The sequence below is a fragment of the Zoogloea sp. genome (genome assembly GCF_041908905.1).
Lineage (GTDB): Bacteria > Pseudomonadota > Gammaproteobacteria > Burkholderiales > Rhodocyclaceae > Zoogloea.
The window spans coordinates 132,170-147,100 of record NZ_JAYREK010000004.1 but is presented as its reverse complement, the minus strand read 5'-3'; the positions used below and the strand labels follow the sequence as shown (position 1 = coordinate 147,100).

At 68.6% G+C, this 14,931-nt stretch carries 14 protein-coding genes and 1 tRNA gene; 3 read left to right on the top strand and 12 right to left on the bottom strand.

Annotation, left to right across the window (positions count from 1 at the left end; all coding sequences use genetic code 11):
* Positions 1-537 carry a GNAT family N-acetyltransferase gene (locus tag ACE3OU_RS04695; RefSeq protein WP_374240385.1) on the top strand — a complete coding sequence of 179 codons (537 nt, stop codon included), beginning with the start codon at positions 1-3 and terminating at the stop codon, positions 535-537.
* Positions 538-555: 18 nt separating this feature from the next.
* Here ACE3OU_RS04695 and ACE3OU_RS04690 read toward each other — a convergent pair whose 3' ends face one another.
* The 10 genes from ACE3OU_RS04690 to ACE3OU_RS04645 all read right to left on the bottom strand — a co-directional run bounded on the left by ACE3OU_RS04690 (position 556) and on the right by ACE3OU_RS04645 (position 11,007).
* Positions 556-1,527 carry a lipid II:glycine glycyltransferase FemX gene (locus ACE3OU_RS04690; protein ID WP_374240384.1) on the bottom strand — a complete coding sequence of 324 codons (972 nt, stop codon included), beginning with the start codon at positions 1,525-1,527 and terminating at the stop codon, positions 556-558.
* A 198-nt stretch (positions 1,528-1,725) separates the two neighbouring features.
* Positions 1,726-3,567 carry a dihydroxy-acid dehydratase gene (gene ilvD, locus ACE3OU_RS04685; RefSeq protein WP_374240383.1) on the bottom strand — a complete coding sequence of 614 codons (1,842 nt, stop codon included), beginning with the start codon at positions 3,565-3,567 and terminating at the stop codon, positions 1,726-1,728.
* 105 nt (positions 3,568-3,672) lie between these two features.
* Positions 3,673-5,295: a methyl-accepting chemotaxis protein gene (locus ACE3OU_RS04680; protein WP_374240382.1), complete on the bottom strand. Its 1,623-nt coding sequence runs from the start codon at positions 5,293-5,295 to the stop codon at positions 3,673-3,675.
* Positions 5,296-5,399: 104 nt separating this feature from the next.
* Positions 5,400-5,996, bottom strand: a complete 597-nt coding sequence (gene pth, locus ACE3OU_RS04675; protein ID WP_374240381.1) for an aminoacyl-tRNA hydrolase — start codon at positions 5,994-5,996, stop codon at positions 5,400-5,402.
* Positions 5,997-6,027: 31 nt separating this feature from the next.
* Positions 6,028-6,627 carry a 50S ribosomal protein L25/general stress protein Ctc gene (locus tag ACE3OU_RS04670; protein WP_374240380.1) on the bottom strand — a complete coding sequence of 200 codons (600 nt, stop codon included), beginning with the start codon at positions 6,625-6,627 and terminating at the stop codon, positions 6,028-6,030.
* Between the two features lie 92 nt (positions 6,628-6,719).
* On the bottom strand, positions 6,720-7,670 hold the full coding sequence (locus tag ACE3OU_RS04665) for a ribose-phosphate pyrophosphokinase (RefSeq protein WP_374240379.1): 951 nt from the start codon (positions 7,668-7,670) through the stop codon (positions 6,720-6,722).
* Positions 7,671-7,743: 73 nt separating this feature from the next.
* Positions 7,744-7,820, bottom strand: a tRNA-Gln gene (locus tag ACE3OU_RS04660).
* A 25-nt stretch (positions 7,821-7,845) separates the two neighbouring features.
* Positions 7,846-8,709 carry a 4-(cytidine 5'-diphospho)-2-C-methyl-D-erythritol kinase gene (ispE, locus tag ACE3OU_RS04655; RefSeq protein WP_374240378.1) on the bottom strand — a complete coding sequence of 288 codons (864 nt, stop codon included), beginning with the start codon at positions 8,707-8,709 and terminating at the stop codon, positions 7,846-7,848.
* Position 8,710: 1 nt separating this feature from the next.
* Positions 8,711-9,277, bottom strand: coding sequence for a lipoprotein insertase outer membrane protein LolB (gene lolB / locus ACE3OU_RS04650; protein WP_374240377.1), 567 nt, complete (start codon positions 9,275-9,277; stop codon positions 8,711-8,713).
* A complete protein-coding gene (locus tag ACE3OU_RS04645; protein WP_374240376.1) occupies positions 9,274-11,007 on the bottom strand; it encodes a tetratricopeptide repeat protein in 1,734 nt (577 codons plus the stop codon). Before ACE3OU_RS04645 ends, lolB begins: the two co-directional genes overlap by 4 nt.
* Positions 11,008-11,181: 174 nt before the next feature.
* Between ACE3OU_RS04645 and mutM the strand changes: the two genes are divergently transcribed.
* Positions 11,182-11,991, top strand: a complete 810-nt coding sequence (gene mutM / locus ACE3OU_RS04640; protein ID WP_374240375.1) for a bifunctional DNA-formamidopyrimidine glycosylase/DNA-(apurinic or apyrimidinic site) lyase — start codon at positions 11,182-11,184, stop codon at positions 11,989-11,991.
* 105 nt (positions 11,992-12,096) lie between these two features.
* Complete coding sequence (locus tag ACE3OU_RS04635; RefSeq protein WP_374240374.1) at positions 12,097-14,049, top strand: dynamin family protein; 1,953 nt, start codon at positions 12,097-12,099, stop codon at positions 14,047-14,049.
* An 83-nt stretch (positions 14,050-14,132) separates the two neighbouring features.
* Here ACE3OU_RS04635 and ACE3OU_RS04630 read toward each other — a convergent pair whose 3' ends face one another.
* Positions 14,133-14,384 (bottom strand): YfhL family 4Fe-4S dicluster ferredoxin, encoded by a 252-nt coding sequence (locus tag ACE3OU_RS04630; RefSeq protein WP_374240373.1) that lies wholly within the window; start codon positions 14,382-14,384, stop codon positions 14,133-14,135.
* Between the two features lie 21 nt (positions 14,385-14,405).
* Positions 14,406-14,894 carry a pantetheine-phosphate adenylyltransferase gene (gene coaD, locus ACE3OU_RS04625; protein WP_374240372.1) on the bottom strand — a complete coding sequence of 163 codons (489 nt, stop codon included), beginning with the start codon at positions 14,892-14,894 and terminating at the stop codon, positions 14,406-14,408.
* Between the last annotated feature and the right edge of the window lie 37 nt (positions 14,895-14,931).

Genomic DNA, 14,931 nt, shown 5'->3' with positions numbered 1-14,931 from the left:
ATGACACACCAAGCACACCAGGCGGCGCCTGCGGGCATCCCGGGCCTCGCCATCGTGGCAACCGATTTCGACGCCTCCCGGCACTGTGCCGACTTCCTCGCCCTCCTCGACCACTACATGCGCAGCCCCACCGGCAACGGCGCACCGATGAGCGACGAACTCCGCGCCCGCCTGCCGGCCGAGCTGCGCCGCCGGCCCCAGGTGCTGAGCTTCATCGCCTATCAGGCCTCGGACGCCGGGCCGCACGCGGTCGGGCTGATCAACTGCGTCGAGGGCTTCTCGACCTTCGCCGGCCGGCCGCTGCTCAACGTGCATGACATCGTGGTGCACGAGGATTTCCGCCGCCAGGGTATCGCCCGGGCGCTGCTCGCCCACGTGGAGGCCGTCGCGCGGGCACGAGGCTGCTGCAAGCTGACCCTCGAGGTGCTCGAAGGCAACCTCGGCGCGCGCCGCGCCTACCTGGAATTCGGCTTCGAGGGCTACCAGCTCGACCCGGCCATGGGCCAGGCGCTGTTCATGGAGAAGAAGCTCGGCTGAGGCCCGGCCGGGCGGCGCTCAGAAGGCCGTCCACTCTTCCATCAGGTGGTACTCGCTGCCGCGCATGTCCGGCTTGAATCGCCCACGGCCTTCCGAGGCCGGCGGGTAGCCGCCCAGGTCGAAACGCTCGCAGCCCAGGCGGCCCATGGCCAGGGCCGCGTTCCACAGTACGAAGTGGTCGGCCTTGACCGGGGCCGCCTCGTCCTCGTGCCAGCCGATGAAACACTCGGCGCTGCGCCCGAAACGCAGCACCACCATCCCGGCCAGGGGCACCCCGTCACGCAGGGCACGGGCCACGAAGAAGTTCTCCGGTGCCTGGCGCTGCAGCGCGCGCAGGAAACTCACCGACGGCCCCACGAAACCCTTCTCCCGGGCCTTCTCTGCGTGGCGCTCCAGGATCCAGTCCACCGCCCGCGGCGTCATGGACAGCTCGAAGCCCAGGCCGCTCCGTTCCGCCGTATTGAGCTGGTTACGCCAGCTGGCCGCCAGTTGCCGGCGCAGGGTCGCTTCGCCCAGGGTGAGATCGAGGATGGCCGAGCACCAGCCGGCAACCCCGCGGGTGCGGAAGCCCTCGGCCCGCAGCCACTCCCGGTGCGACTGGGACTCCACCAGGCCCGGCGCCAGGCACAGCACGCCGCGACGGCCGAAGCGCCAGCGCCGGCGCAGGGCGGCATACACGGCCCGCCCCTCGGCGTCGGTCGGACGGGCCGCCATGAACTGGGGGCCACGCTCGATCCGGGCCGCCACCGTCAGGCCCAGGATGCGCCTGACCTGCACCTGGCAGATCGCCAGCGGCCGGCCGCCCTGCTCGAACACGAGGCGCTCCACGCCCCAGCCCTCCGCCGCCTTGGCCTCGCCGTAGGCCCAGGCCTGAACCAGGTGAGGCATGGGCAGGCGGCGCGACAGCTGTTCCCACTCGGCACGACCGCCAACCTGACGGACGAGGCAATCTGCACCATAGGCAGGGGAGGAGGCGAGAGCGAATGTCATGATCGGGCAATCCTCGAGAATGGTCCTTCGATCCTGGAACACCCACAGCCGGCAAAACCAGGGGGGGGTTGTTCACAGCGCAGGCAGATAGGTCATGAAACCGCAATTCATCGCCTCGGGACGAGGAATGAATCAACAAATACAATAAAAAAGGGCCCAGCCGAAGCTGAGCCCTCAGTATTGCCAAATACCGGCAAATCAGGTTTGAACTTGTGTCACATCGCGCACGGCACCGGTGTCGGCGCTGGTGGTGAGCGCCGCATAGGCCTGCAGCGCCGCCGAGACGTGGCGCACACGGTTGGCCGGCTTCCAGCCGCGGGCGTTCTGGGCTTCGCGACGGCTGGCCAGCTCGGCATCGCTCACCGCCAGGTGGATGCGGCGGTTGGGGATGTCGATCTCGATGACGTCCCCCTCCTCCACCAGGCCGATGGCGCCGCCACAGGCCGCCTCGGGGGAGGCGTGGCCGATGGAGAGGCCCGAGGTGCCGCCCGAGAAACGCCCGTCGGTGAGCAGCGCGCAGGCCTTGCCCAGGCCCTTGGACTTGAGGTAACTGGTCGGGTAGAGCATTTCCTGCATGCCCGGGCCGCCCTTCGGGCCTTCGTAGCGGATCACCACCACGTCGCCGGCGACGATCTGGTCGTTGAGAATGCCCTCGACGGCGTCTTCCTGGCTCTCGAAGACGCGGGCGCGGCCGGTGAACGTCCAGATCGACTCATCGACTCCGGCGGTCTTCACGATGCAGCCCTTCTCGGCGATATTGCCGTACAGCACGGCGAGGCCACCGTCCTGGCTGAAGGCGTTGGCCTTGTCGCGGATCACGCCCTTGCTGCGGTCCAGGTCGAGCTCGTTCCAGCGGCGGTCCTGGCTGAAGGCCACCTGGGTGGGCACGCCGCCCGGCGCGGCCTTGTAGAAATTGAACACGCCGGAATCGTGGGCCTGCATCACGTCCCAGGTGGCGAGGGCCTCGCCCAGGGTCTTGCTGTGGACCGTCGGCAGGTCGGTGTGCAGCAGGCCGGCGCGGGCCAGCTCGCCGAGGATGGCCATGATGCCGCCGGCGCGGTGGACGTCCTCGATGTGCACGTCGGCCACCGCCGGCGCCACCTTGCACAGGCAGGGCACCTGACGGGAGATGCGGTCGATGTCCTTCATCTTGAAGTCGACGCCGGCTTCGCTCGCCGCGGCCAGCAGGTGCAGCACGGTGTTGGTCGAGCCGCCCATCGCCACGTCGAGGCTGATGGCGTTTTCGAAGGCCTTGAAGCTGGCGATGGAACGCGGCAGCACCGACTCGTCGTCCTGCTCGTAGTAGCGGCGGGCCAGGCTGACGATGCGGCGGCCGGCCTCCTTGAACAGGCGTTCCCGGTCGGCGTGGGTGGCCACCACGGTGCCGTTGCCCGGCAGCGACAGGCCGAGGGCCTCGGTGAGGCAGTTCATGGAGTTGGCGGTGAACATGCCGGAGCAGGAGCCGCAGGTCGGGCAGGCGGAGCGCTCGACGGCGGCCACTTCCTCGTCGGAGCAGCTGCTGTCGGCGGCCTTGACCATCGCGTCGATGAGGTCGAGGGAGATCACCTTGGCCTCCCACTTGACCTTGCCGGCCTCCATCGGGCCGCCGGAGACGAAGATCGCCGGGATGTTGAGGCGCATCGCGGCCATCAGCATGCCCGGGGTGATCTTGTCGCAGTTGGAGATGCACACCATCGCGTCGGCGGTGTGGGCATTGACCATGTACTCGACGCTGTCGGCAATGAGGTCGCGGCTGGGCAGCGAATACAGCATGCCGCCGTGGCCCATGGCGATGCCGTCGTCGATGGCGATGGTGTTGAATTCCTTGGCGACACCGCCGGCAGCCTCGATCTCGCGGGCGACCAGCTGGCCGAGGTCCTTGAGGTGCACGTGGCCGGGCACGAACTGGGTGAAGCTGTTCACCACGGCGATGATCGGCTTTTCGAAATCGCCATCCTTCATGCCGGTGGCGCGCCACAGGGCGCGGGCGCCGGCCATGTTGCGGCCGGCGGTGGAGGTGCGGGAACGGTACTGGGGCATCTGGGGGGCTCCGTCTTGTAGCGAATGTGCTGTTGCCAACTTGTTATTCTAGCCCCGGAAGTCCGTCCGGCAGCCAGAGGATGTGGAACTTGGCGCCGAAAAGCCTCAGACGCGGAAGCGGGCGACCGTCTGCTGCAGCGCACCGGCGAGGGTTTCCAGCCCCCGGGCGGCCTCGGCCGTGGTCTCGACCGCCATCGTGTTGTCGCGGGCCATCCGGGCGATCTCCTCGATCCCCGCCGCCACCTCGGCGCTGGCGCTGCGCTGCTGCTCGGTGGCCTCGGCGATCTCGTCGAGGCCGTGGCCCACCGCGACCACCGACTCGTTGGCTGCGGCGATGGCCTGGGACACGCTGGCCACCGCGGTCCGGCTGCTGCCGAGATGGGCGAGGCCCACCTGGACGGCCTCGTGCACCGCCTCCGACTGCAGCCCGAGGCGGGACGTCACGGCGTCGATCTCGCTGGCCGAGTGGGCCGACTTTTCGGCGAGCTTGCGCACTTCGTCGGCCACCACCGCAAAGCCGCGCCCGTGCTCGCCCGCCCGGGCCGCCTCGATGGCGGCATTGAGGGCCAGCAGGTTGGTCTGCTCGGCGATCTCCCGGACCTCGCGGGTCAGCGTGGAGATCGACGCGGTGGACGCGACGAAATGCTCCACGGACTCGGCCATCTGCCGCACCGCCCCTTCCGCGTGGTCCACCTCGGCGACCAGCCGATGCAGGGTCGCGGCGCCCTCCTCGGCGCGACGCAGGCTCTCCAGGGAACCCTGATGCACCCGCCCGGCGCTGCCGGCGACGCTGGCGACGCCCGCCGCCACGCTCTCGACGGCGAGCGCGATCTGCCCGGAGTGTTCGTTCTGGCGACGCGAGCCATCGGCGACCCGGGCCGCCCCGTCGGCGAGCTGACGCGCGGAGCCGGTCACCTGCTGGGCCGAGTCGCCGACGTGGCGGACCAGCTGGGCGATGGTGCTGAGCATCGAATTGAAGGCGGCCGCCGTCTGACCGATCTCGTCCCGCCCGGCCACCGGCAGGCGCCGGGTCAGGTCGCCCTCCCCGGCGGCGATCTCGGCCAGGCTGGCGTTCATCGCGGTGAGCGGCGTCACGACGAAGCGCCGCACGAAGAACACCACAAAGGCGATCAGCGGCAGCGACACGACGAGCGCGCTCACGATGCTCTTCCACATGAAGGTATCGACCGCTGCATTCACCTTGTCGAGGGACACCTTCATGCTGACCAGCCCCAGCGGCGTTCCCGCCGGCACCTGGTGACAGGCGACGCAGTTCTTGCCGAGGTAGTTCTCGGAGGCCAGCGTCGGCGTGACGACCCGCAGGTATTCGCCGACGGCCGGGTCGCGCTCGATCCGCAGCACCTCGCGGCGGGTCTGCAGGGCCGCCTGCTCGTCGGCATCCAGCTGCGGCGGCGGCCGGTCGCCCGGGCCGAACTGCGTGCTCACCGCGTCGCCGCGGATGACCTCCAGATCCTTGATCACCGAGAGCTGCCTGATCTGATCGAGGAAGACCGCCCGCTGGCCGACCGTGCCGGTAATCATCATGCCGGTGAGGCCGGCCATGGTCATCTCGTGGATGCTGCGGGCGAAATCCTGGGCCTGGGCGATGGCGGTCTCGCGATTGACACGGGTTTCCCACGCGATCATGCCGCCCCAGGCAAGCAGGAGCATCAGCCAGATCGCACCGGTGAGGCGCAGGGAGATGGGCGTGTCGGCGAGTTTTCGCATTCGGGGCTCCTTCGCTCCGGCGGAGCGGGCAAGTAAGGATAAGCCCGATCATCTACGACCGGAGGAGAGCGCCCCTTGAGCGGCGGAGCGGAGAAGGCGCCGCGTCAGGCCGGCTTGGGGGCGGCGGGACGGGTGTTGAGGCGCTGGGTGGCGGCGTTCCAGTCGCCCCTGGCGAGGGTCGGCCATACGGCGAGGGCACGATCGATGGACTCGTCGATCAGTACGGACTCCTCGCGCCGGGGCGGCTTGAGGACGAAATTGACCACCTCGTTGCGGTCGCCCGGGTGGCCGATGCCGACCCGCAGGCGCCAGAAATCCTGGGTGCCCAGGTGGGCGGTGATGTCCTTGAGGCCGTTGTGGCCGCCGAGGCCGCCGCCGAACTTGAGGCGCAGCTGGCCGGGGGGAATGTCGAGCTCGTCATGCACCACCAGGATCTCGGCGGGTGCGATGCGGTAGAAACGCGCCAGCGCGGCCACCGACTGGCCGGAGCGGTTCATGAAGGTCTGCGGCATCAGCAGCCACACGCCCTCGCTGCGGGCGTTGGCGGCCAGGCCGTGGAAGCGGGCCTCGCGGCTGTAGGAGGCCCCCAGCTCGCGCGCCAGGCGCTCACAAAACCAAAACCCGGCGTTGTGCCGGGTCTGGGTGTACTCGTCGCCGGGATTGCCGAGGCCGACTACGAGCTTGGGCGCGAGCTGGCTCATCGGTTCGACCTCGTCAATACCCGTCGGGGGATCAGGCAGCCGGGGTTTCTTCGGCAGCCTCGTCACCACCGCGAACGGCCAGGATGGTGGCGACGACCGGGTCTTCACCGTGGGTCAGGGCCTTCACGCCTTCCGGCAGGTTCAGGCTGGAGACGTGGATGGACGAGCCGGACTTGAGATCCTTCAGGTCGACTTCGATGAACTCCGGCAGGGCGCCCGGCAGGCACTCGACGGTCAGTTCGGTGTAGGGGTGGGACACCATGCCGCCTTCGAGCTTGACGCCCGGAGCGATGTCGGCGTTGATGAAGTGCAGCGGCACCTTCACGTGGATCTTGTGGGTGGCGTCAACGCGCTGGAAGTCCAGGTGCAGCACTTGCTGCTTGTACGGGTGCCACTGGGTGTCCTTCAGGATCACGGACTGGATGGCGCCGTCGAGGACCATGCTCAGCACGGAGGAGTGGAAGGCTTCGTTGCGCAGGGCGTGGTAGATCTCGTTGTGATCCACTTCGACCTGCTGGGGCGCGGCACCGCCGCCGAAGACGATGGCGGGAACACTGCCGGCGCGACGCAGGCGGCGGCTCGCACTCGAACCCTGGACGTCACGCGACTTGGCGTTGAACTTGATGGTCATGCTTGATACTCCAGATTTGAACCCCGTCCGCGACCAGACGGGGGATGAAGAAAGCCGGTGGACTCACGCCCACCGGCTCGAAACTTGAAGGCTTACTCGCAGAACAGCGAGCTGACCGATTCCTCGTTGCTGATCCGCAGCATCGTGTCGGCCAGCAGGGCGGCGATGGACACGGAGCGGATGCGGCTGCAGGCACGGGCCTCGTCGGACAGCGGGATGGTATCGGTGACCACCAGCTCGTCGAGGTCGGACTCGTTGATGCGGGAGATCGCCGGGCCGGACAGCACCGCGTGGGTGCAGTAGGCCATCACGCGCTTGGCGCCGTTTTCCTTGAGGGCCTGGGCGGCCTTGCACAGGGTGCCGGCGGTATCGACGATGTCGTCCATGATCACGCAGGTACGGCCTTCGACCTCACCGATGATGTTCATCACCTCGGACACGTTGGCCTTGGGGCGACGCTTGTCGATGATCGCCAGGTCGCACTCGAGGCGCTTCGCGAAGGCCCGGGCGCGCACCACGCCGCCCACGTCGGGCGAAACCACCATCAGGTCTTCGTACTTCTGCTTCTCGAGGTGATCGAGCAGCACCGGGGCGGCGTAGATGTTGTCCACCGGGATGTCGAAGAAACCCTGGATCTGGTCGGCGTGGAGATCGACGGTCAGGACGCGTTGCACGCCGGCGGCCTGCAGCATGTTGGCGACCACCTTGGCGGTGATCGGCACCCGGGCCGAACGGGGACGGCGATCCTGACGGGCGTAGCCGAAGTACGGGATTGCCGCGGTGATGCGGCCGGCCGAAGCCCGCTTGAGCGCATCCACCATGATCAGCAATTCCATGATGTTGTCGTTGGTGGGGACGCAGGTGGGCTGCAGGACGAAGACGTCCTTGCCGCGCACGTTCTCCAGGAGTTCGACATTGACTTCGCCATCGGAGAAACGCCCCACGGTGGCGGAACCCAGAGACATTCCCAGGCGCCGCACCACGTCTGCGGCCAATTTGGGATTGGCGTTGCCGGTGAAAACCATCAGGCTGCCCGAAGCCATGATCACCTCTCGTTACTACGCTGAAGAACGTTTAAAACAAAAACGGGCAGGTTTTTGACCTGCCCGCTCGGTTTGGCTGGGGAAGAAGGATTCGAACCTTCGAATGCCGGAATCAAAATCCGGTGCCTTGACCAACTTGGCGACTCCCCAAGAAATCGTTTTCACATCACACAAATCACTCGGCGATCCAGTCTTTCAGCGGATGCCTGTCGAGCCCTTGGGCCACCCAGACCTTCCACCCCGACGGGGCACTTGCCGCAACCTTCAGCGCTTCAGCTTCAGAATCGAAGGGGGCGAACAAGCAAGCTCCCGATCCACTCATCCTGGCGTAGCCATATTGCGACAACCATTTCAGCGCCTCGGCCACTTCCGAATACTTCATGCAAACAACGGCTTGCATGTCGTTTCGTGTGTTGTGTGCTGCGAAGGCCCGCATTATTAGGATTTCAGTATCCCGTGTCAACTCTTTTGCCGAAAAAATTTCAGCGGTGGGTACGGAGACCGGCGGCGCGACCATCACATACCAGGCCGGCGGCACCGCGAGCGGGCGAAGGGCCTCGCCGACGCCCTCGGCGAAGGCGGTCTCGCCGAACACGAAAAACGGCACGTCGGCCCCCAGCTTCAGGCCGATCTCCTGCAGGGCTCGGCGGGACAGGCCGCAGCCCCACAGGCGATTGAGGGCCAGCAGCACGCTGGCCGCGTCCGAGCTGCCCCCGCCCAGCCCGCCGCCCATCGGGATCCGCTTGGTCACGCCGATCTCGGCGCCGAAGGCGCTGCCGCTGGCCGCCTGCAGCGCCCGCGCCGCGCGCACCACGAGGTCGGACGCGGCCGGCACGCCCGGCACGTCGGTGGTGCGCAGGATCAGGCCGTCGTCGCGCCGCCGCAGGGTGATCTCGTCGCCCCAGTCGAGCAGGCGGAAGGCGGTCTGCAGCAGATGATAGCCATCCGGGCGCCGCCCGACGATGTGCAGGAAGAGGTTGATCTTGGCCGGCGCGGGTACGCACAGGGGCCGCGTCGGGTCGAGGTCGGGGAGGCTCATGTCAGGGGTTCCAGCTGTCGACGATCAGGCGCAGGCGGGTGTCGCCGCGCTGTACGTCGATCTTGCGCGGCGGCGAATCCGGGGACTCGCCGGCGTATTCGAGGTAGTCGATGGTCCAGCCCTGGTCCACCAGCTGCAGCGGGCGCCCGAGGGCATCGAGGCGGCGGACCTCAGCCGTCGCGGCGGGCCTTGCCGTGACCCAGCGGGGCAGCGCCTCGAAGGGCGCGCTCACCCCGAGCAGGGCCTCGGCGAGCTCGCCGGCGGAGGCAGCCTCGGAGCGGCGCCCGTCGGAGAGCTGCATGCGGGCGCCGACGCCGTCGGCCTCGATGCGCGCCAGCCCCTGCCCCAGCGGGCCGGTGAACAGCCACTCGTCGCGGCCCGGGTCGTGCTGCCAGTCGACACCGACCGCCGCGCTGCGCTCTCCGTCGCGGACCTGCAGCCGGCCTTCGAGGGCGAAGCGGGCGAGCGGCGCCAGGGCGCGCATCTCGGGCGCAGGAACGATCGCGGGGGCGGCGCAGCCGGCGAGGCCGGCCACGGCGAGCATCAACAACAGGGAGGCGGGCTTCAAGGCTTGAACTTCTTGATGACGTCGGAGAGCACGGAGCTGTCCGGATTGGCCTTGGCGGCGTCCTTCCAGACCCGGGCGGCCTCGTCGCGGCGGCCGAGCATCCACAGCACCTCGCCCAGGTGGGCGGCGATCTCGGGGTCGGCGCGCAGGCCGAAGGCCTTCTGCAGTTGCTCCAGCGCGCCATCAAGATTTCCACGCCGGTACAGCACCCAGCCGAGGCTGTCGAGGATGAACGGATCGTCGGGGGTCAGCGCCAGGCCCTTGCGGACCAGCGCCTCGGCCTCGTCGAGGCGCTGCTTGCGGTCGGCCAGGGAGTAGCCGAGGGCGTTGTAGGCGTGGGCATGGTCGGGCTTGAGGGCGATCAGCTTGCGCAGGCGTCCCTCCATCACCTCGAGGCGGCCGATCCGCTCGGCCACCAGCGCCGAATCGTAGAGCAGCTCGAGGTTTTCGGGCTCGGCGCGGAGGGCCTCGTCGAGGACGTCGAAGGCTTCCTGGTTGCGATCGGCGTCGCGCAGCAGCTGGGACTCTATGATCGCGTAGCGCGCCCGCTCGGCCGGCGCCTCCCGGGCGGCGGCCTGCAGGTGCCTGCGGGCCTCGGCCATCCGGCCACCCGCGGCGAGGATCTGGGCGATGCGCCCCTGGGCCCCCACGTACTGGCTGCCCGGGCCGATGGCCTTGTACCAGGTGATGGCGTCATCGGGCCGCCGGGCCTGCTCGGCGATCTGGCCGAGATAGAGGCGCAGGCTGTCGGGCTCCGGGTGGCCAAGCTCGAGGAGACGCTTGAAGTGTTTCTCGGCCGCGGCGGCGTCGCCCTGCTGCATGGCCAGCAGCGCCACCGCGTACACCGCGTCCCGATCGTCCGGCGCGCGCTGAAGGAGGTATTCGAACTGCTCGCGGGCGGCCCCGAACTCGCGCCCGGCGACCAACAGCCGGGCCAGGACGAGCCGCGGCTCGCGGGCGTCCGGATGCCTGGCCAGGTAGTCCCGCAGGACGCCGACCCCGGCCCCCGGGCTCTGCTCCTGACGCAGCTGGGCCTGGAGCACCACGGCCGGCTCCCAGTCGGGGCGGATCGCCAGGGCCGCGTCGATGGCCGCCGAGGCGCCCACCGGGTCGCCGGCCACATAGGCCGCGTTGGAGCGGGCAAAGTGGGCTTCCGGGTGAAACAGGTAGGGCTCGGTGAGCTGGTTCACGAGGCGGCGGACGAGGGCCTTGTCGGGGATCTGCCCCAGGCCGCGATTGAGGCCGAGCAAGGCGGCGCCGATCCGCTCGCCCTGCCCGGCCAGGGCCTTGGCCAGCTGGGCCTGGAGCTCGTTGATGCGGGCCGCGCTGGTCATGGCGCCGGCGGTGAGCTGCTGGGCCCGCTCGGAGCCCGGGTCGAGCTCCAGCCACAGGCGCGCGGTCTCGGTGACGAGGTCGGCCTGGCGGGCAAAGACGGCCAGCTCGGCGGCACGGCGGGCGATGCGGGCGTCACGGGTGCGCCGCGCCAGATCGAGGTAGGAGCGGGCGGCCAGCACGGTCTGCCCACGGGCGCCGGCAACCTCGGCCAGCATCAGCTGGTAGAGGATCTGGGGCGTCAGCTCCTGGGCGGGATAAACCGGACCGGCGGCGGGTTCGGCGGCCGGCTCCGGGTCGGACTCCGGCCCGGCCCAGGCGGCGCCCTGCAGCCCGGCAACAAGGAACAGCGAGGCGATCAGGCGGGCCGGGTGCCGGCGGCGGGAGTCAGGTTTCATCAGGGTCAGGTCTGGCAAGGATTTCGGCTCCCGGGGCTCACCCACGCCGGGCGGCGGCACGCGCGCGCGCCGGAACACCGGCCTGGATCGCGCCGCTACAATAGGGTCCGCCTGATGTTAGGCGCTTTCCGAAAGCCCGGCAAGCAAGCCCCTCCCGCCTCAAACCAAGCGCCCATGCCCGAACTTCCCGAAGTCGAAACCACCCGCCGCGGCATCGCCCCCGAGCTCACCGGCGACACCGTCAGCGCCGTCGTCATCCGCAACGGACGGCTGCGCCACCCGATCCCCTCCGACCTCGATGCGACCCTCTCCGGCCAGCGCCTGGCGTCCGTCGAACGGCGCGCCAAGTACCTGCTGTTCCGCTTCGACAGGGGCAGCCTGCTGGTGCACCTCGGAATGTCCGGCAGCCTGCGCATCGTGCCGGCCGGGCAGGCGCCGGAGAAGCACGACCACCTGGACATCATCTTCGGCCCGCGCGCCCTGCGCCTGCGCGACCCGCGGCGCTTCGGCCTGGTGCTGTGGCAGGACGGCGACGCGGCGCATCCCCTGCTCGCCCACCTGGGCATCGAGCCGCTGTCCGACGGCTTCGACGGCCGCTGGCTCCACCAGGCCAGCCGCGGCCGGCGCACGCCGGTCAAGCTGTTCCTGATGGACGCCGCCCAGGTGGTGGGGATCGGCAACATCTATGCTTCCGAGAGCCTGTTCCGCGCCGGCATCGACCCGACCCTGCCGGTGGGCGAACTGGGCCCGCGCCGCTGCGCCCGGCTGGCCACCTGCATCCGCGAGACCCTGCAGGACGCCCTCGCCGCCGGCGGCAGCACGCTGCGGGATTTCGTCGGCAGCAACGGCTCGCCGGGCTATTTCCAGCAACAGTATTTTGTATACGGGCGCGACGGCGAGCCCTGCCGTCGCTGCGCCACCCCGATCAAGAAGCGCATCATGGGCCAGCGGGCGACCTTCTTTTGCCCCCGTTGCCAGCACTAAAGCGATTCCGGTCCGGCGCGATCCCGTTTATGCTACGAATATCTGTGACTTAGGCTGCCCGGATAGCGCCCCCAGCCAGGAATGAAGCTCGTGAAAGACGCACACATGCTCGCTGACCATTTCACCGCCTACACCCAGTGGCGCGGCGATGTCGCCTCCGGGATCGGAGAGCTGCGCAAGTGGCTGCAACAGAACGAGATCGGCGACGCCCAGTCCGACCTGCGGCTGCAATACCTGCTCGACCGCCTGCGCGAGGACAAGCTGATCGTGGCCTTCGTGGCCGAGTTCTCCCGGGGCAAGTCCGAGCTGATCAACGCCGTGTTCTTTGCCGGCTACGGCAACCGCATCCTGCCCTCCAGCGCGGGGCGCACCACCATGTGCCCCACCGAGCTGCAATGGAAGGACGGCGACAAGCCCGAGATCCGCCTGCTGCCCATCGAGAGCCGCAAGACCAACGCCAGCATCACCGAGCTCAAGCGCTACCCCGACGAGTGGCGGGTGCGCCCCCTCGACACCCGCTCGGCCGAGAGCCTCCAGCAGGCCCTCGCCCAGGTGGGCGAGACGCGCATGGCCAGCCTCGCCGAGGCCGAAGAGCTGGGCTTCCCGATCGACACCAGCGGCGACCACGGCATCCGTCCGGACGCCAACGGCCGGGTCGAGATCCCCCTGTGGCGCCACGCGATCATCCAGTTTCCGCACCCGCTCCTCGAGCAGGGCCTGGTGATCCTCGACACCCCGGGCCTCAACGCCATCGGCGCCGAACCCGAGCTCACCCTCAACCTGCTGCCCAACGCCCACGCGGTGCTGTTCATCCTGGCCGCCGACACCGGCGTCACCCAGAGCGACCTCGCCGTGTGGCGCGAGCACGTCAATGCCGGCCGCCGCCAGCGCGGGCGCATCGTCGCCCTCAACAAGATCGACGGCCTGTGGGACGGCCTGCGCAGCGAAGCCGACATCGAGCGCGAGATCGCCGGCCAGGTGGCCAGCGTGGCGGCCACCCTCGAGATCGACACCAGCCAGGTCTATCCGGTGTCGGCCCAGAAGGGCCTGGTCGCCAAGGTCAACGAGGACGACGAGCTCCTCGCCCGCAGCCGCCTCGCCACCCTCGAACAGGCGCTGTCCACCGAGCTCCTGCCCACCAAGCGCGACATCGTGCGCGACAACACCCACGGCGACGTGCACGACATCGTCAGCCGCTCGCGGGAGCTGCTCAACGCCCGCCTCAGCGGCCTGCGCGAGCAGCTGAGCGAGCTCACCGACCTGCGCGGCAAGAACGAGAACGTCATCGAATACATGATGCGCAAGGTGCGCTCCGAGAAGGACGAGTTCGAGCAGGGCCTGCAAAAGTATTACGCGGTGCGCAGCGTGTTCTCCAACCTGTCCAACAACCTCTTCGGCCACCTCGGCCTCGACGCCCTGCGCGACGAGACCCGCCGCACCCGCGAGGCGATGCTCGACGCGGCCTTCTCCCGCGGGCTGCGCGAGGCCATGAAGGGCTTCTTCCAGCACCTGCGCGGCAACCTGCGCAAATCCACCGACGAGATCGCCGAGATCTCCAAGATGCTCGACGCCATGTACAAGCGCTTCACCGTCGAGCACGGCCTCAAGCTGGCCGCCCCAACCGCCTTCTCGACCCTGCGCTACGAGAAGGAGATCGAGCGCCTCGAGGAAGCCTTCAACAGCCAGTTCAACACGGTGCTGACCATCGTCACCACCGAGAAGCACACCCTCACCCAGAAGTTCTTCGAGACCGTCGCGGTGCAGGCCCGGCGCACCTTCGAGATCGCCAACCGCGACGCGGAGCAATGGCTGCGGGCGGTGATGGCCCCCCTCGAGACCCAGGTCCGCGAATACCAGCTGCAGCTCAAGCGCCGCCTCGAGAGCGTCAAGCGCATCCACCAGGCCACCGACACCCTCGAAGACCGGGTGCGCGAGCTCCAGCAGGCCGAGGAGCAGCTGGTCACCCAGCTGAAGGAACTCGAGGCCCTGTCGGTGAAGATCGAGCAGGCCCTCGGCATGCCCACCGGCAAGGCGCCCCGCTCCGTCCTGGCGGCCTGACGCGGCCGGCGCCAACGACACAAGGCCGGCGGCACCCGGGAAGGTGCGGCCGGCCTTGTTGCGTGGAGCGAGGCGCCGGAGGCTTACTTGTCGGCGGTCAGCTTCAGGAACTTGTCCATCAGCTCGTCCTTGCTCTCGGGATGGTTCGGGTCGAAGGGGATGCAGTCGACCGGGCAGACCTGCTGGCACTGGGGCTCATCGAAGTGGCCCACGCACTCGGTGCACTTGTTCGGGTCGATGATGTAGATCTCGTCACCCTGGGAAATGGCGCCGTTCGGGCACTCCGGCTCGCAGACGTCGCAGTTGATGCACTCGTCGGTAATCATCAAGGCCATTTTGTTGCTTCCTCGTCACTCTTACTGGTTGTTGATCTTCAGACGCAGCCGCTCGTTGACGCTCGGCTGCACAAACTTGCTCACATCTCCGCCCAGCCGGGCGATCTCGCGCACCATGGTGGCGGAGATGAACATGAACTCTTCGGCGGGCGTGAGGAACACCGTCTCGACGTCGGGGTAGAGCTTGCGGTTCATCCCGGCCATCTGGAACTCGTACTCGAAATCCGACACGGCGCGCAGGCCACGCAGGATCACACGGGCGTTATTCTGGCGGAGAAACTCCATCAGAAGGCAGGAAAAACCTTTCACTTCGACGTTCGGGTAAGGCGCCAGCACCTCCCGCGCGATCTCGACCCGCTCGTCCATCGTGAAGATCGGGCCCTTGCCGCCGCTGGTGGCGACGCCGACGACGATCTTGTCGAAGAGCCGCGACGCGCGCCGGACGAGGTCTTCATGACCCCGCGTGAATGGGTCGAATGTGCCCGGATATACCGCGATGCCGTCCCTCATCGTGCTGCCTTTCCCTGTCGGCGTTCGTACGCGGCGC

What these genes read in the sequence shown, in the direction of transcription:
- ACE3OU_RS04695 (WP_374240385.1), top strand. Translation starts at nt 1, where the DNA reads ATGACACACCAAGCACACCAGGCGGCGCCTGCGGGCATCCCGGGCCTC.
- ACE3OU_RS04690 (WP_374240384.1), bottom strand. Translation starts at nt 1,527, where the DNA reads ATGACATTCGCTCTCGCCTCCTCCCCTGCCTATGGTGCAGATTGCCTC.
- ilvD (WP_374240383.1), bottom strand. Translation starts at nt 3,567, where the DNA reads ATGCCCCAGTACCGTTCCCGCACCTCCACCGCCGGCCGCAACATGGCC.
- ACE3OU_RS04680 (WP_374240382.1), bottom strand. Translation starts at nt 5,295, where the DNA reads ATGCGAAAACTCGCCGACACGCCCATCTCCCTGCGCCTCACCGGTGCG.
- pth (WP_374240381.1), bottom strand. Translation starts at nt 5,996, where the DNA reads ATGAGCCAGCTCGCGCCCAAGCTCGTAGTCGGCCTCGGCAATCCCGGC.
- ACE3OU_RS04670 (WP_374240380.1), bottom strand. Translation starts at nt 6,627, where the DNA reads ATGACCATCAAGTTCAACGCCAAGTCGCGTGACGTCCAGGGTTCGAGT.
- ACE3OU_RS04665 (WP_374240379.1), bottom strand. Translation starts at nt 7,670, where the DNA reads ATGGCTTCGGGCAGCCTGATGGTTTTCACCGGCAACGCCAATCCCAAA.
- ispE (WP_374240378.1), bottom strand. Translation starts at nt 8,709, where the DNA reads ATGAGCCTCCCCGACCTCGACCCGACGCGGCCCCTGTGCGTACCCGCG.
- ACE3OU_RS04645 (WP_374240376.1), bottom strand. Translation starts at nt 11,007, where the DNA reads ATGAAACCTGACTCCCGCCGCCGGCACCCGGCCCGCCTGATCGCCTCG.
- mutM (WP_374240375.1), top strand. Translation starts at nt 11,182, where the DNA reads ATGCCCGAACTTCCCGAAGTCGAAACCACCCGCCGCGGCATCGCCCCC.
- ACE3OU_RS04635 (WP_374240374.1), top strand. Translation starts at nt 12,097, where the DNA reads ATGCTCGCTGACCATTTCACCGCCTACACCCAGTGGCGCGGCGATGTC.
- ACE3OU_RS04630 (WP_374240373.1), bottom strand. Translation starts at nt 14,384, where the DNA reads ATGGCCTTGATGATTACCGACGAGTGCATCAACTGCGACGTCTGCGAG.
- coaD (WP_374240372.1), bottom strand. Translation starts at nt 14,894, where the DNA reads ATGAGGGACGGCATCGCGGTATATCCGGGCACATTCGACCCATTCACG.